This window comes from Synechococcus sp. 60AY4M2 (genome assembly GCF_002760375.1).
GTDB lineage: Bacteria > Cyanobacteriota > Cyanobacteriia > Thermostichales > Thermostichaceae > Thermostichus.
In genome coordinates, this window is the sequence record NZ_AUMZ01000001.1 from 2735527 (window position 1) to 2751121 (window position 15595).

Annotated in this window: 16 protein-coding genes; 9 read left to right on the plus strand and 7 right to left on the minus strand. The window is 63.2% G+C overall.

Annotated elements, in window-relative coordinates; translation table 11 throughout:
- Positions 1-104 precede the first annotated feature (104 nt).
- From SYN60AY4M2_RS14550 to recF, 5 genes are all read left to right on the plus strand, one after another.
- Positions 105-215 carry a helix-turn-helix domain-containing protein gene (locus SYN60AY4M2_RS14550; RefSeq protein WP_240527894.1) on the plus strand — a complete coding sequence of 37 codons (111 nt, stop codon included), beginning with the start codon at positions 105-107 and terminating at the stop codon, positions 213-215.
- A 21-nt stretch (positions 216-236) separates the two neighbouring features.
- Positions 237-1460 carry a HAMP domain-containing sensor histidine kinase gene (locus SYN60AY4M2_RS11975; RefSeq protein ID WP_206336921.1) on the plus strand — a complete coding sequence of 408 codons (1224 nt, stop codon included), beginning with the start codon at positions 237-239 and terminating at the stop codon, positions 1458-1460.
- Positions 1457-1705, plus strand: a complete 249-nt coding sequence (locus tag SYN60AY4M2_RS14255; protein WP_168175111.1) for an ATP-binding protein — start codon at positions 1457-1459, stop codon at positions 1703-1705. Before SYN60AY4M2_RS11975 ends, SYN60AY4M2_RS14255 begins: the two co-directional genes overlap by 4 nt.
- Before the next feature lie 90 nt (positions 1706-1795).
- Positions 1796-2488 carry a DNA-binding protein gene (locus tag SYN60AY4M2_RS11980; RefSeq protein WP_099813019.1) on the plus strand — a complete coding sequence of 231 codons (693 nt, stop codon included), beginning with the start codon at positions 1796-1798 and terminating at the stop codon, positions 2486-2488.
- A gap of 103 nt (positions 2489-2591) precedes the next feature.
- On the plus strand, positions 2592-3734 hold the full coding sequence (recF, locus tag SYN60AY4M2_RS11985; RefSeq protein ID WP_011430838.1) for a DNA replication/repair protein RecF: 1143 nt from the start codon (positions 2592-2594) through the stop codon (positions 3732-3734).
- A gap of 97 nt (positions 3735-3831) precedes the next feature.
- Here the strand turns inward: recF and SYN60AY4M2_RS11990 are convergent, their stop codons facing one another.
- Positions 3832-5382 (minus strand): YifB family Mg chelatase-like AAA ATPase, encoded by a 1551-nt coding sequence (locus SYN60AY4M2_RS11990; RefSeq protein ID WP_011430837.1) that lies wholly within the window; start codon positions 5380-5382, stop codon positions 3832-3834.
- 208 nt (positions 5383-5590) lie between these two features.
- On the opposite strand from SYN60AY4M2_RS11990, the gene SYN60AY4M2_RS11995 reads away from it, so the two are divergent.
- The gene (locus SYN60AY4M2_RS11995; protein ID WP_099813020.1) at positions 5591-7465 is read left to right on the plus strand and encodes a peptidase M3; all 1875 of its coding nucleotides are present in this window, start codon (positions 5591-5593) and stop codon (positions 7463-7465) included.
- A 121-nt stretch (positions 7466-7586) separates the two neighbouring features.
- Here SYN60AY4M2_RS11995 and SYN60AY4M2_RS12000 read toward each other — a convergent pair whose 3' ends face one another.
- Positions 7587-8024: a hypothetical protein gene (locus SYN60AY4M2_RS12000; protein WP_011430835.1), complete on the minus strand. Its 438-nt coding sequence runs from the start codon at positions 8022-8024 to the stop codon at positions 7587-7589.
- Positions 8025-8202: 178 nt separating this feature from the next.
- Here SYN60AY4M2_RS12000 and SYN60AY4M2_RS12005 point away from each other — a divergent pair, with 178 nt between their 5' ends.
- Positions 8203-8730 (plus strand): adenine phosphoribosyltransferase, encoded by a 528-nt coding sequence (locus SYN60AY4M2_RS12005; protein WP_011430834.1) that lies wholly within the window; start codon positions 8203-8205, stop codon positions 8728-8730.
- Positions 8731-8742: 12 nt separating this feature from the next.
- Here SYN60AY4M2_RS12005 and SYN60AY4M2_RS12010 read toward each other — a convergent pair whose 3' ends face one another.
- From SYN60AY4M2_RS12010 to glyA, 3 genes are read right to left on the minus strand one after another with little or no spacing between them, the layout of a single operon-like run.
- Positions 8743-9366, minus strand: coding sequence for a hypothetical protein (locus SYN60AY4M2_RS12010; protein WP_011430833.1), 624 nt, complete (start codon positions 9364-9366; stop codon positions 8743-8745).
- Positions 9367-9373: 7 nt separating this feature from the next.
- Entirely contained in the window at positions 9374-10477 is a 1104-nt protein-coding gene (locus SYN60AY4M2_RS12015) for an MraY family glycosyltransferase (RefSeq protein ID WP_240527843.1), read from the minus strand.
- Between the two features lie 24 nt (positions 10478-10501).
- A complete protein-coding gene (gene glyA, locus SYN60AY4M2_RS12020) occupies positions 10502-11827 on the minus strand; it encodes a serine hydroxymethyltransferase (protein WP_049749769.1) in 1326 nt (441 codons plus the stop codon).
- A gap of 233 nt (positions 11828-12060) precedes the next feature.
- Between glyA and psaM the strand changes: the two genes are divergently transcribed.
- Positions 12061-12153: a photosystem I reaction center subunit XII gene (gene psaM, locus SYN60AY4M2_RS12025; RefSeq protein WP_041438450.1), complete on the plus strand. Its 93-nt coding sequence runs from the start codon at positions 12061-12063 to the stop codon at positions 12151-12153.
- A 159-nt stretch (positions 12154-12312) separates the two neighbouring features.
- Positions 12313-14736: an ATP-dependent DNA helicase RecG gene (gene recG, locus SYN60AY4M2_RS12030; protein WP_099813349.1), complete on the plus strand. Its 2424-nt coding sequence runs from the start codon at positions 12313-12315 to the stop codon at positions 14734-14736.
- A 14-nt stretch (positions 14737-14750) separates the two neighbouring features.
- Here recG and SYN60AY4M2_RS12035 read toward each other — a convergent pair whose 3' ends face one another.
- Positions 14751-15326, minus strand: a complete 576-nt coding sequence (locus SYN60AY4M2_RS12035; RefSeq protein ID WP_276307374.1) for a transposase — start codon at positions 15324-15326, stop codon at positions 14751-14753.
- A gap of 12 nt (positions 15327-15338) precedes the next feature.
- A partial coding sequence (locus SYN60AY4M2_RS12040; RefSeq protein ID WP_206336850.1) for a transposase occupies positions 15339-15595 on the minus strand: 257 nt, incomplete at its 5' end.

A 15595-nucleotide genomic window follows, 5' to 3' on the forward strand; every position in this document is an offset into this window, starting at 1 on the left:
AGTACCTGATGCGCCACCCCCACCAGGTGCTCAGTCGGGGCCAGATCGAGCAGGCGGTGTGGGAGTGAGGCTGTGAGCCGGAAAGCAATGCCGTGGCGGCGCTGGTGCGGCGGTTGCGGTTACGGTTAAAGGAGGTGGAGGCCCAGGATTGGCTGGAGTCGGTGTACGGCCAGGGGTACCGGCTGCGCATCCCCTCCCCGGAAGCAGACCCATAGAAGCAGTTCCCTAGAGGTGGCATGAAGGCCAAAAGAGCCGGGCCAAAGCATTCTCTCCCGCGGCTGGGCTGGGACTGGGTTTCTCTGAGGCCAACTTTTCAGCAGCACCTGAGCCAGAAGGCCGCGACAAAAGAGGCGGAATTGTTTCACCACAGCCGCCGTCGCTTGGCCCGCAGCTTTGCCGGCGTGATGGGCGGGATCCTGGTGGTGTTTGCTGCTTTCTTCTACCGCCTGCAAGCGGAGAACCAATTGCAGGCTTTTGACGAGGAACTGCAGGTTCAGGCCCGAATCATGGCGGCGGCCATCAAGTACGAGCTGCGCCAGGGGCAGTGGCGGCTGGTCTTGAACGAGGTGCCTTTTCTGGGCGGCAAAACCCAGCCCCTTGAGCATCACCTGGCCTATGTGCGCTGGTTCGATGCCGCCAATCCCGGTGGGGCAGAGCCGCTGGGATCCCTGCGCCAATACACGGGATCCCCTCCCCCTCTGAAGTGGTTTGCCTTAGATAGCCCTCCCCACCACCTGTCTTTGGGGTTTGAGACGGTAGCGGCGGAAGAGGGCAGGCTGCTGCGCCAGCTCACCCTACCGGTGCAACAGGGGGATCAGATCCTGGGCTACTTGCAACTGGCGGTGCCGCTGGAGCCGCTGCAACTGAGCTTGGGCCGTCTGCGCTGGGGGTTGGGGATCGGGATCCCGCTGACGCTGGGGTTGATCGGCGGAGCAGGCTGGGTTTTTGGGGGGGTGGCCATGCAGCCGATTCGCCGCTCCTACGAGCAGTTGCAGCGCTTTACCGCCGATGCTTCCCACGAGTTGCGCGCCCCCCTGGCCGCCCTGATGAGCAATGCCCAGATGGCTCTGCTTGCCCCGGAAGAAGCGCAGCCCCGCCTAGAAAAGGTGGTGAGCAGCGCCCGCCGCCTCAGTGAGTTAATCGATACGCTGCTGCAGTTGGCCCGCCAGCAGGGATCCCTGCCTTTGGAGGATCTGCCCCTGGTGGACTTGCGGGAGCTGGTGCAGGAGCTGGGCGAACAATACCAGCCCCAAGCGGAGTCCCTGGGGCTGCGCTGGCAATGCGACCTGCCGGGGCCTGCCGGGAAATGGCTGGTGCGGGGGGAGGCGGCCCTGCTGCGGCAGGCGGTGGAAAACCTGCTGCGCAATGCCCTGCAGTACACCCCCGCCGGCGGCACGGTGCAGGTGAGCCTGGAAAGCCGGCCTCCCTGGGTTAGCATCCATGGGTTAGCATCCACGTGAAGGATACAGGCATCGGCATCCCTCCTGAGCACCTGCCCCACCTGTGCGAGCGGTTTTACCGGGTGGACACGGCCCGCGCCCGCCATACGGGGGGATTTGGGCTGGGCCTGGCCTTGGCCCACCAGATCGTTACCGCCCATCGGGGATCCCTGCGGGTGGCCAGCCGGGTGGGGGAGGGGTCGGTGTTTACGGTGGAGCTGCCCTTGTCATCTTCACGTCATTTTCTTTCGCCATTCTCAAGATAAGCCGCAAGGGAAAGCCCCCAGAACTCCGCCCAAAGAGCGCGAACGGGCCAACCCCAAACCGGCTTGTCCTGTCGATTGGAGTTTGTAACCATGACGATGCGTGCTTCCTTCACCCGTACCCTCGGCTGTTCCCTACCGATTTTGGTGCTCCTCACTCCCCTGGTGCTGGGATCCCCGGCGCAAGCCCAGCGGGGCCGGCCCTCGGCTCCTGGAACTGCAGCCCCCGTGCCAATGCAGCCGAGTTGGCAGAGCCCGCGGGAGCTGGAGCGAGTCAACCACGACCTGGCCAAAGCGCAGCGGGACCTGGCGGAAGCCAGCTTCTTCGCCCAGCGGGGATCCTCTCCGGAAGCGGCCCGTCTTCTGGAGCTGAGCCGCCAGAGCTTTGCCGAGGCCCAGAAGGCTCTGCAAGGGGGGAATGTCTTTGCCGCCCGCGAGCAGGCCAAGGCGGCGGAAAACCTGGCCAAAGCCGCCAAAGCTCTGTACGAAGCGGAGCTAGGCTTTGGGGGCCCTCCTGGCCGTTCCTTCTTCGAAGCCCCCCTCCGCGCCCAAGAGTCCCTCAGCCGGTTGCAAGCGGAGATGACCTTCGCCAACATCACCTCCGGCCCTGTAGCCGAGCTGCAGCAGCAAGCCCAACAGTTGTTGGGCAGGGTCAATGCCGATCCCGCTAGCTACACCTTCGCCGACTACAGCCGCAGCAAAGCCGCCTTCCACTCGGCCCGCGCCGCCTTGCACCTGTTGGCGGCTGAGCGCCTGAGCGGTCTGGGATCCCTGAGCAGCTTCTGAGTGGGTCTGCTGACCCCGAGGCAGTTGCGTTAGAGTAAAAGCCCCCGCCGCGGGGGCTGTTCTTCTGCCCAGAAATCCAGAGCCAAGAGCGCACGGCTGTCGAGTGTACCTGCGTTTTCTGCACCTGTGGCACTTTCGCAACTACCGGGATCAAAAGATCTCCTTCGAGGCGCCCAAGACCATCCTGGTGGGGGAGAACGCCCAGGGCAAGACCAACCTCTTGGAGGCGGTGGAGCTCTTGGCCACCCTGCGCTCGCGGCGGGCCGGTCGGGATCGGGAGTTGGTGCAGCAGGGGGCAGAGAAGGCCCGGATCGCCGCCACGGTGGAGCGGCTGGGGGTGGCCCACGAGCTGGCGATGGAGCTGCGCAGCCAAGGGGGGCGATCCCTAAGGGTTAACGGCCAGGGGCTACGGCGACAATCGGACTTTTTGGGGCAGGTGAGTGCCGTGGTGTTCTCCAGCCTGGATCTGGAGCTGGTGCGGGGAGCTCCAGAAGCGCGGCGCACCTGGCTGGACGGGGTGTTGCTTCAACTGGAGCCGGCTTACCTGGGCCTGGTGGAGCAGTATCGTCAGATCCTCAAGCAGCGCAATGCCCTCTTGAAGCAGGATCCCTTGGCTGCGGGCGACAAAGTACCTCAGATGGCCTTTTGGGACGCGCAACTGGCCACCCTTGGCAGCCGCATCCTGCGCCGCCGCGCCCGGCTGTTGCAGCGGCTAGAACCCCTGGCCGCCCGCTGGCACCAGGCCATCAGCGGCGGACGGGAGACCCTCAGCCTCACCTACCGCCCGCAGGTGCCCCTGCCGGATCCCCAGGCCGATCCCAAGGTGGTTCAAGCCCAATTTTTGGCCGCGATCCGCGCCAAGGCTGCTGCCGAACAGGCCCTGGGCACCTCTCTGGTTGGCCCCCACCGAGACGAGGTGGAGCTGGGCATCGACGGAGTTGCCGCCCGCGCCTATGGATCCCAGGGGCAGCAGCGCACCTTGGTCTTGGCCCTCAAATTGGCGGAGCTGGAACTGATCGAGCAGGTGAAGGGGGATCCGCCCCTGCTGCTGCTGGACGACGTGCTGGCAGAGCTGGATCTGCACCGCCAAAACCAGCTCTTGGAGGCGATTCAAGAACGGGTGCAGACTTTGGTTACCACCACCCACCTGGGATCCTTCGACGCCGCTTGGCTCCAAGGGGCGCAAATCCTGCAAGTGCACCAGGGGCAGATTGCTCCCTCCCCCGCCTCGCTCCCCTTGGCTTAAAGCAGGCCAATCCCATACCATACTCCCCTCTCCCTCTGGGAGAGGGGCCGGGGGTGAGGGAATCACTCCCTCTGGGAGAGGGGCCGGGGGTGAGGGCTCAGGGCCGCCCGCGATCCAGGCTGCGATACTGGATGGCCTCGGCGAGGTGGGTGGGGGCGATGGCCTCGGCACCCTCCAGGTCGGCGATGGTGCGGGCCACCTTGAGGATGCGGTCGCTCCCCCGCGCAGACAGGCCCAGCTTTTGGATGGCGCTCTCCAAGAGTTTGCGACAGGGCTCGGACAGGGCACACCACTGCCGCAGGTGGCGGGGTTGCATCTGGGCGTTGCAGTGGATCCCTGGCTCGTTTTGGAAGCGCTGCCGTTGGCGCTGCCGCGCCTGTTCCACCCGCTGCCGCACCGCTTGGGAAGATTCGCCGCCCTGGAGGCGGACAATTTCTTCTGGCTTGAGGCGGTTGACCCGCACCTGCAAGTCGATGCGATCCAACAGCGGCCCGGAGAGCTTGGACCAGTAGCGCTCCCGCTGCTGCGGCGTACAGGTGCAGGGCTGAACGGGATCTCCATAGAAACCGCAGGGGCAAGGGTTGGTGGAGGCCACCAGGGTGGTTTGGGCGGGAAACTCCAGAGAAACGCGGGCGCGGGAGATGGTGACCTTGCCATCTTCCAAAGGCTGGCGCAGCACCTCCAACACCTCCCGCCGGAATTCCGTCAGTTCATCCAGGTACAGGACACCGTGGTGAGCAAGGGAGATCTCGCCAGGCTTGGGGTAGGGGCCACCACCCACCAGCGCCACCGCCGAAGCCGAGTGGTGGGGAGCCCGAAAGGGCCGCTGCGTAATCAGGGGAGTCTGGCGCCCCAGGTGGAGATTTTGCCGCAACAGGCCGGCTGCCGAGTAGATGCGGGTAATTTCCAACATCTCTTCCCACTGCAGCCGCGGCAAAATGCCGGGCAGACGACGCGCCAGCATGGTCTTGCCCGCTCCCGGGCTGCCCACCAGCAACAGGTTGTGGCCGCCGGCCGCCGCGATCTCCAGGGCCCGTCGGGCGTGCTCTTGCCCCTTGACATCGGCCAAATCCAGCAGGGGTTCCGTTTCGGTGGGCAGCATCTGCTCCCGCTGGATCCGCACCGGCTCAACTCCCTGGGGGTTTTGCAGCCAGCTCACCACTGCCGCCAAAGAGGGCAGCCCATACACCTGGATCCCTTGCACCAGCGCCCCTTCCGGGCCGTTTTCTCGGGGCACCACCAGGCGGCGGATCCCCATCTCGGCGGCGCTGGCGGCGATGGGCAAAACTCCCGCCACAGGACGCAGGGTGCCATCCAGGGCCAATTCCCCCAGCAGCAGGGTGTTGGCCAGCGCTTCCCGCTCAACTACTCCTGCGGCTGCCAGGATGCCGATGGCAATGGGCAGATCGAAGCTGGGGCCCTCTTTGCGCAGATCGGCGGGGGCCAAGTTGACGATGATCCGCCGCTGGGGCAGGGCAAAGCCGGAGTTCTTGATGGCCGCCCGTACCCGCTCTTTGGCCTCCTGAACGGCTGTATCGGGCAGCCCCACCAGGGTAATCTGGGGCAAGCCACCGCCCACATCCACCTCTACCGTGACCCCCACGGCCTTGAGTCCCACCAGGGCAGCAGCAGTGACCTGAGCAAACACTCCAGTTGCCTCCCCGAGGAAAGTCTTTAGCTTAATCCTGGCAGAAGTTTTGGCCTCTGCCCTGGCCAGGGATCCCTGCGCTCTGGCTGCAGGGGCTTGGGGAGAATGTCACAATCGTTTCAGGCTTTCCCTGCCCCTCAAAAGGGGGCACTCCCCTCAGCCGACAAGGCAATGGAGGGAGGGCCCTCATCGCTAGGAGGCTATCCCAGTGGTCTTTCCTACTTCCGACCCTCCCTTTGACCATTTTTCTGGCCCCGGGGAAGAGCCCATCCCAGCGTGGGATGAGCTGGAAGAGCAGGTACAGCAGTTTGCCCGCTGCTACCGAGGGCAAGTGGCCCAGCTCAGCCCACCAGAGCTGGGAAAGGCGCTGCAAGTCTTGTTGCAGCTAACACAAGCCCTGGCAGCTCACCTTGCAGAGGGCAGGGAAGGGATCCCGGCTACCCCTGTTCAGGCCCCAAGCTGGCGGGATCTGGAACGGGCTATCTCCCTGCAAAGCCACTTGCTCTTTTTCCCCCTGGAGCTGCAGTCCCTGTTGGCTGTCTCTCCCGACGAGCCTGCCGCCGAGTTGCCGCCCGAGCCAGAGGAGCGGCGCTTGGATCTTTTGGCTGCTGCCTGTGCCGATCCAGGGCTGCGCCCCTTTCGCCAGTTTCTGTGTGGCCTCCTCCAGCAGCGAGGTCACCAGCAGGCGGAGCCTCTGGAACGTCTACTCCACCAGCAGCGCCTGGCCGGACGCTTGGCCTGGCGGCAGTTGTGGCAAGTCACCCTTAGCTCCCCCGCTCTCCCCCAACAGCAGTCGACTGAAACCCTTGCCCACCTGCAGAGCCTGCAAACCCACCCCAGCGCTGAGATCCGCTGGGCGGCCTACCAGCGGTTGGGCCAACACCTAGAAGCCCATGCAGAGCTAGGGGGATTTATTCTCAGCGTCCTCATCCGCGACCACCTCTGGGAAGCCCAGTGGCGGGGCTACGATTCTGCCGCCGAGCTTTACCTGGCTCGCCATGGCCTCGGCCAGCCCTTTTGGGAGCAGCTGCTGGACGGGATCCGCGATCGCTTCGACCTGTTCCAGCGCTACTACCGCCTAAAAAGCCGCGCCCTGGGCCGTTCCATCCGTACCTGCGACCTCTATGCGCCCTGGGGGGATCCGGCTCCTCCCCTCACCGCCGCCGAGGCTACCTCCCTGGTCTGGGCGGCCCTGCAAGAGTTCTGCCCCGACTGTGCAGCCCAGGCCAAACCCTGGTTACCGGAAATCCGCTCCAACTTGGAAGCACCCGCCGGCAAGCCAGAGACGCCATCGTTAGGGGGTGAACCCCTCGCCTTGCTGCTGCAAGCCCTTGAAGCCCTCAGCCGGCGGCTCCGGCCTGAGGGGCCTCGGGTTTGGCTGGATCTGGAGGAGCTGCAAGGAACTGTCCAGCCCTCCTGGGAAATTCGGGTGCACACCGCGTTTTTACAGCAGATGCTGCTCGACTACCTGCTGGAGGGGGCGCGGGGCACGCCGGCGCCACCTCGTCTCCGCGATCGGGGAAGCGGGCCGGAGGCCTTGCGCTCCGGCAGCCTTACCTTGGCCCAGGCCCTGTTGATTCACCACCTGGAGGCGCAGTTGCAAGCCGTGTTCTACCAGAGCTTGATTGCGCGGCTGGAGCTGCTCCTCTACCGGTCGGAGATCTCGCAAGGCGACACCGCTCCACTGGCCCCATCCGAGGCTGGCCCTACCTACTGGGTCGGCGAAGAGTGGCTGAAGCTGAGCCAGGAGCTGTGCGGCGATGCGGTGGAGCTGTTGCCGGAAGAGCAGTTCCGCTGGGTGGGGATGCCGGAGCTGTTTCTGCGCCCCTTCAGCGCCCCTCAGGTCAGCTTGGCCAGCCTGGTTGCCCTGGCCTGTTACCGCCAGTATCATCTGTCTCCGCGGACCTTTTTGCCCAGCTACCTGAATTGGCTGGCCAGCCCGCCCGGATCCCTAAGCTGGGCAGAATCGGCCCAGCTGCTCCAGGTGGAGCTAAGCGACCCAGAGGCAGTGTTGCAGGGGTTGGAGGAACTGGAGCATTGGATCGAGGTGCTGGAAGAGCTGCTGGAAGAGGATCAAAACTAGGGGACTGCGGCCAGCTGACCTTTGGCGTAGCGAGAAGGAGACAGCCGCGCCATCAACTGCCACGGCCGCAAGCGCGGCTCCGTCACTGAGGTGCTGGTCTTGTCAAAATAGCTGGCCCTGGCTACTCAATCACCACATTCTTGGGCGCGCCGTTCACCTCGGGGCGCCCCTGGTTGAAATTGGCCAAAAAGGTATCCGGATCCTTGAGGCTGAAGACCAGCTTTTTGCAGGGTACTTGCAGCCCCAGCGGCCCCAGCAGAGGGATGAAGAGGGTCTTTTCCTGCAGCAACGGAATGGCAACCACCCCCTGGGTGCTGGTTACCGCGCCCACCAACCCCTGGAAATCGGTGCGCACACCCAGGCCGTAGAACCAGGGCCAGGAGAAGCGCTCCCCTCGTCCCAACTCGCTTAGAGAAAAGGTTTCGTTGAACAAGTTGCCCACCCGCACCATTAACTTGTCCTGCAGCAGATCGACGTATGCCGACTCGCTGCCCACCCCAAACAGAGCCAGCGGCAAACTTGCCAGGGGATTGGAGTCGATGGCCATGTAGTAGCGCATGAGAAATCTCCGAGTCACAAACAGAAAGACCAGGTAAGCCGCGGCTCCCAGCCCTGCTAATTATAAAAAATCTTCCCCGCTGCCGAACGGACAAAAAGGCATTCCATCTGCCCTTAAGCTAAGTGGGTATGATGGGTTGCGTTCTTTCGGCAAGCCACTGGCCAGCGAGGAAAACAGGATGGATTTGCGCGCCTTCATCCGCTTGGTGCCCGATTTTCCCAAACCCGGGATCCTCTTTCGCGACATAACCCCCCTGCTGCGGGATCCAGCAGGCTTTCGGGCGGCAATTGAACAGTTGGCTGCCGGTACTGCCACTATGGGATCCCTGGACTATGTGGTGGGCATTGAGTCGCGGGGGTTTATTCTGGGGGCTGCTTTGGCTCAGCATTTGGGGTTGGGATTTGTCCCGGTTCGCAAACCCGGCAAGTTGCCACCGCCGGTGCTTAGCCAAAGCTATAGTCTAGAGTACGGCCAAGACCAGCTGCAACTCCATGCCCACGCCCTGCGCCCCGGCGACCGGGTGGTGATCGTGGATGATGTCATCGCCACCGGGGGCACTGCTGCCGCCACCGCTCAGTTGGTGGCCCAGAGCGGCGCTGAGGTGGGAGGGTTTGCCTTTCTAATTGAGCTGGCTTTCTTGTCGGGCCGCAAGCTCCTGCCCCCTGAGATCCCCACCCATGTGGTGATGGTGGACGAATCCAACTAGGGGATCCACACCTCACCGCAGGCGCAGCGGCTGGCGGACGGCCACCTCTGTTGCTTTAGCTTTGGGCAGGGGTTGGGTCAAGTGGCTGAGCTGAGCCTGGGCCTGCAGCTGCTCCTCAATCCAGTCGGCCAGCTCCCGCATGTAGAGGGCCACATGGAGGGCGTGGTCGCGCCGCACTGGCTCCACCCCCTTTTCGGCGAGGCGGGCCAGGATAACCGGATCGCTGAGCTCTTCCAGGGCAGCAAAGTCCTCTGGCCGGTCAAACCCCAACTCTGCCATCTTCTCAAACACATACCCCAGCCGCAGGCCCGTGGCCTGGCACCGGGCTTGCCAGGGATCCCTCAGGACAAAGGCAGCGGTGCGATAGGCTGTTTGGGCAATGGTGCGCCAAGTGCCGCGGTGGATGTGTAGGCTAAGCTGCTGCTGATTCCAGCCCAGAGCTTCTCGCACCAGCAGGCCGCAATTGCAGCGGGTACTATCCCGCCAGCAGTACTCGCGATCCCAAAAGCCCCAGTGCTGGGCCTGCAAGCGATCGGCGGTGCGGCGCAAAAGGGCCGCCAGCTCCGGTGTAGGACGCATCATCAAGGCGGCAGAGGAGATCCCTTCCAGTCTAGGCAGGCGGGCGGCTGGGAACAACCCAGGCTTAATCCTTTTTTGAATTAACTGAATCTGTTGCTTGAACCTGGGTATCTTCAGCAGCCAAAGACCGTTGCCGCTGACGGTGGCGTTGCCAGGCCCCCCAGCTTACTCCCGCCAACAGCAGCGAGGCCCCGCCCAGATAGGTACCCCCTGCCGGCAGGCCGGCCAGGGCCAAGGCCAGGGATCCCCCCCAGAGGGTCATGGCGTAGATCAAGAGTACTGAATGCCGCTGCGACAGGCCGGCTTTGAGCAGGCGATGGTGCAAGTGGCCCTTGTCGGGATGAAAGGGGGACTTGCCTCTAGCCAGCCGCTTGAGGATCACGGCAGACATATCCAAAATCGGCACGGCCAGGATAAAAAACGGCAGGGCCACCGCCAGCGTGGTTACCCCCTTGGCCACCCCAATGACCCCGATCCCGGCCAGGGTAAAGCCCAGAAAGTAGGCTCCCCCATCTCCCATGAAGATCTGGGCCGGGTTGAAGTTGTAGCGCAAAAAGCCCAGGCAGGCCCCGGCCAAGGCTGCCGCCAGCATGGCCGCCGCCGGCCGATCCAGGAGCAGCGTTACCATCAGCATCACGACTGCTGCGATCCCCGACACGCCTGCCGCCAAGCCATCCAGGCCGTCCATGAAGTTGATGGCATTGGCCATCCCCACCAGCCACAGCAGGGTAACCAGCAGGCTCAGCCATACCGGAAAGGGCCAGATGCCGATCCCCGGTAGGTTAATGAACTCGATGCGCACCCCCACTCCCCAGGCGGCGGCAGCCACCCCAAACTGCATCGCCAGGCGGGAAAAGGGCGACAACTGGAACAGATCGTCGGCCAGGCCGATCAAAAAAAACAAAACGCCGCCAATGGTTACCCCCCAGATCTCGTACTCCTGCTCGGTGCGCAAGCCGGCGAAGGCTCCGGCTCCCCAGAGCAAGAGTAGTGCCACCAGGTTGCCAAAAAAGATAGAGACCCCCCCTAGGCGCACCATCGGCTGCCGGTGGATCTTGCGTTCATCGGGAAAATCCAACTGGCCGCTGCGGATCCCGACCGCCTTCACCACCGGGGTTGCCCAGAGAACCACACAGGCAGCAGCCAAAAAGGCAACCAAGTAAGGCATGGCAAGCCGTAGCGAGGAGGGGGGTTATCCCAAGTGGGGGTAGAGCGGAAAACGGCGGCAGAGCTCGGCCACTCGCCGGCGACAGGCTTCGAGCACACCCGGATCCCCTGGCTGGAACAGGCAGTCAGCGATAATTTCCCCAATTTCCTCAAATTCTGCCGGCCCCAGGCCGCGGGTGGTCAAGGCCGGGGATCCCAGGCGCAGGCCGCTGGCCACAGAGGGCGGCTGCGGGTCAAAGGGGATGGTGTTTTTGTTGGCAGTAATGTGGATCTCTTCCATCAGGCGATCCGCCCGCTTGCCTGTCATCACTGGATCAGCAGCCCCGTTTTTCTCCAGCACTGCCGAGACCGAGCGCAGATCCAGCAACACCAGGTGGTTGTCGGTGCCCCCTGAAACCAGCCGGATGCCCCGCCGCTGCAGCGTTGCCGCCAGCGCCTGGGCATTGGCAATGACCTGGGCTGAGTACTGGGCAAAGCTGGGCTGCAGGGCTTCTCCAAAGGCCACCGCCTTGCCGGCAATGACATGCTCCAAAGGCCCCCCTTGGCTGCCGGGGAACACCGCCTTGTCCAGCTTTTTGCCCAATTCCGGGTCGCGGGTGAGGATCAGCCCGCCGCGTGGCCCCCGCAGCGTCTTGTGGGTGGTGGTGGTGACCACATCGCAGATAGGTACCGGGTTGGGGTGGTGGCCGGTGGCCACCAGGCCGGCAATGTGGGCGATATCGGCCATTAGATAGGCCCCCACCTCGTCGGCAATGGCGCGGAAAGCGGCAAAGTCAATGATCCGCGGATAGGCCGAGTAGCCGCAGATAATGAGCTTAGGCCGGTGCTGCCGGGCCAGATCCCGCACCTGGTCGAAGTCAATCCGCTCCGTCTGGGGATCCACACCATAGTGCACCACGCGGAACCACTTGCCGGAGACATTGACTGGCGAGCCATGGGTAAGGTGGCCGCCGTGGGCCAGATCCATGCCCATGATCGTGTCTCCCGGCTGCAGCAGGGCCAGGAAAACGGCAAAATTGGCCTGGGCGCCGGAGTGGGGCTGCACGTTGGCGTGGGCCGCTCCAAAGAGTTGCTTGGCGCGGTCGATGGCCAGTTGTTCGATCTCGTCGATAAACTCGCAGCCGCCGTAGTAGCGCTTGCCGGGCAGCCCCTCTGCATACTTGTTGGTCAGCACCGAGCCCTGGGCGGCCAGGACAGCCGGCGAGGTGAAGTTCTCGCTGGCAATCATCTCCAGGTGATCCCGCTGCCGGTTGAGCTCCTGCTGGATGAGGCGGTAGACGACGGGATCCGTTTCCGCCAAAATGGCCAGGTTGTCCCGGGGAGTGGTCAAGCTTTGCGGAGCGGCTACCATGGTGACGCCAAGAGCGAACGTTGCAAAGAAAAAGATCCAGAATTGCCCCGCTGTCGCGACAGCGTTGCGGAGCAACATCGTAACACGATTGGGGCCGGGCTGGGGGATCCCGCAGCGGCCAAACCCAGAGCCAAAGGCCGCTTTGTAAAGAATATTTTTAGGCCCCAGGTCTGGTCACCAGCCGGGGTAAAGTGAGGAGCAGGTTCACAGCACTGGGTTTTAGGGAGTTGGCTATGACCGACGCGCAAGTTTTCACCATCCTGGCCATTGCCCTGGTGCCGGCCGTGATGGCCGCGCTCCTGGGATCCGCCTTGGCCCGCAGCTAGTTTCCATCTGGAATAAGGTTGCTCTGGATCCCTGGGCCTGTCCTACAGAGCAGGCCCTTTTGAGTTGAGGCGCAGAGGCCGCGCCTGGGGCTCTTTGCCATTGGCTAAAGTTGGATTAGAGAGACTACCGGCAGCCGACCCAGAAGCAACTTGAGCCAGGTGGATCTACAGCGGCTTCAGCGCGCCCTTTCTCTAGAGGCGGAGTTGGGATTTACCGACCTGCGGGGGCGAGAGCAGACCTTCTCCCAGTTTTTGCAGAGCGTGTTTGGCCAGGATCCCCCTGCGGGTTGGACGCTGGATGGAGAGGAGCGACGGCGGTGGAAAGAACTGGGATCCCGCTATCGCCTCTACCCCCAGTTGGAGCTGGCGGAGCGGCAGCACCTGGTGGCGGAAACCCGCCGCTGGCTGGATCGGCTGCGTCGTCAGCAAGAGCAAGCCCAATCTGGCCCACCCAGCCCTGCTTTGCCCCCGCCCAAGGGCCTCAGCTTGGAGCAGCCGCTGCAATTTCTCAAGGGCATTGGCCCCAAGTCGGCGGAGAAGCTGGCACAACTGGGCCTGCACACTGTGCGCGATGCCCTCTACTACTTCCCACGGGATCACCTGGACTATTCCCGCCGGGTGCTCATCCGCCAGGCCAAGGTGGGGGAGACCGTTACCCTGGTGGGGACGGTGAAAAGCTGCAGCTGCTTCACCAGCCCCAAGAACCCCTTGCTGACCATCTTGAACCTCAAGATTGCCGACAAAAGCGGCATAGTCACCCTCAGCCGCTTCTACAGCGGGCGGCAATTTGCCCAGCGCAGTTGGCAGGCGGCCCTGGAGCGGCAGTACCCCAAGGGGGCAGTGGTGGCGGCCAGCGGCCTGGTGAAAAAGGGCCGCTTGGGCCTGACGCTGGACAACCCGCAACTGGAGGTGCTGGGGGGAGAGGGCGAGGATCCGGAGAGATTGGGCAAGATTCTACCCGTTTACCCCCTTTCAGAAGGGATCCCCGCCGATCTGGTGCGCAAGGCCGTCCAGCTCGCCCTGCCGGCAGCTGCCTTGGTGGAGGATCCCTTGCCGGAGCCCCTGAAGCGGCAGTTGCAGCTGTTGGACTTGCCCCTTGCCCTGCAGCAGATCCACTTTCCCAAGACGCAAGAGCTGCTGGCCCAGGCCCGGCGGCGGCTGGTGTTCGATGAGTTCTTCTACCTGCAACTTAGCCTCTTGCAGCGGCGGCAGCGCTACCGCGCCCAAGCTCAGGCTGTACCTCGCTACCAGCCGGCCAGAGGAGAGCTCTTGGACCGCTTCTACCAAATCCTGCCCTTCCAGCTGACCGCTGCCCAGCAGCGGGCCATTGACGAGATCCTGGCGGATCTGCGGGATCCCTTGCCCATGAACCGCCTGCTGCAGGGGGATGTGGGATCCGGCAAAACTGTGGTGGCGGTGGCGGCCTTGCTGGCGGCGATTCAATCCGGCTGGCAGGCGGCCCTCATGGCCCCCACCGAGGTCTTGGCCGAGCAGCACTACCGCAAGCTGGTGGAGTGGCTGAGCCAACTGCAAGTGCCCGTTGAACTCTTGACCGGCTCCACCCCCCCCGCCAAGCGGCGCGAGATCCTGCGGCAGTTGCAGACCGGGGAGCTGCCCCTAGTTGTTGGTACCCATGCCCTCATCCAGCCGGCGGTGCAGTTTCGCAACCTGGGCTTGGTGGTTATCGACGAGCAGCACCGCTTTGGCGTCGAACAGCGGGCTGCCCTGCAACAGAAAGGGGATCACCCCGATGTCCTGACCATGACGGCCACCCCCATCCCCCGCACCCTTACCCTGGCCCTGCACGGGGATCTGGATGTTACCCAAATTGACGAGTTGCCCCCGGGGCGCAAGCCGGTGCATACGGTGGTGGCTCGACCCGGGGATCGCCTGCAGGTGGTGCGGCTGATGGAGCGGGAAATTGCCCAGGGACGGCAGGCCTACGTGGTGCTGCCCCTGATTGAGGAGTCTGAGAAGCTGGATCTCAAGTCCGCCATTGAAGAGCACCAGCGCCTGCAGGAGAAGGTCTTCCCCCAGTTCCGGGTGGGCCTGCTGCACGGGCGCCTAACTAGCAGCGAGAAAGAGGCTGTCATCGAAGCCTTTCGCCGGCGGGAGCTGGATATCCTCGTCTCCACCACAGTGGTGGAAGTAGGGGTGGATGTGCCCAACGCCTCGGTGATGCTGGTGGAGCATGCCGAGCGCTTTGGCCTCTCCCAGCTCCACCAACTGCGGGGGCGGGTGGGGCGGGGATCCGACCAGGCCTACTGCATTCTAATGACGGGATCCCAAAGCGAAGAGGCCCTGCGCCGGCTAAAAGTCCTGGAGCAGTCCCACGATGGCTTTTTCATTGCCGAGATGGACCTGCGCTTCCGCGGCCCTGGGGAGGTGATGGGCACCCGCCAGTCGGGGCTGCCCGACTTTGCCCTGGCCAGCCTCATGGACGACCAAGAGGTGCTGCAGTTGGCCCGCCAGGCGGCCGAGCAGCTCATTGCCCAAGACCCGGAGCTGCAGCAGTGGCCCCGCCTGCGCCGCATACTGGAAGAACGCCAGGCCCGCCTGTTGGGGCCGGCTTTGTTGACGTGACATACTCCCGTCCCTCACCCTAAAGCGCTCCGCGCCGCTGACGCGAACGGGTAGAGGGCGGGCTTCTCGGTGACTCCTGCTACCGCATAGGACGTTTTCCGAGCTTTAAGAACAGGATGCCCCACCGCTCTGGATTTGATTACCCTTGCCGAGTTGTGGTCCCGTGACAGCCTTAGCCCACAGTAGGGGCAATCGTGCCACCTTTCGTGGAGTTTTTTGGGAACCACCTGACCACACCCGGAACACTCTTGACTTGTGCCGTTTGGATTCACTGCAATCGTTAACAGCCCAGCTCTTTCAGCCTTGACCTTAAGGATTTGCAGGAATTGTCCCCACCTGGCATCATAAATAGACTTGGCTAGTCTGGTTCTAGCCAGACCCCCAATAGTAAGCGCCTCATGAGCAATATGCTTCCCCCTACTTAACAACTCCTTTGCCGTCTTGTAGTGAAAATCTTTGCGCTGGTTGGCTACCTTCTGGTGCGCTTTGGACAACCTCTTTACCGCTTTCTTGTAGCGGTTTGACTCTTTCTTTTTCCGGGATACGGCCCTTTGCAACCGCCTCAGCTTCTTCTCCGTCCGGCGATACAGTCTGTTAAGGGCTCAAGGGGTACAATAGCAGCACTTAGCAAACCAACTTCGGAAGGAGGATGGATTGATCAGTAGTAAAGAAGTCTTCACTATCTGCTCCATGCTATATTTCCCAATTCTGCAAAGCTGCCGAATAAAATGCTTCAACACCGACCACATCATCTCAATGGGATTCAACTCCGGCGCATACACAGGCAGGTATAGGATTCGTGCTCCTGTCCCCCTAATCAATTCCTCAACTTCCCGACTCTTGTGGATATTTAAATTGT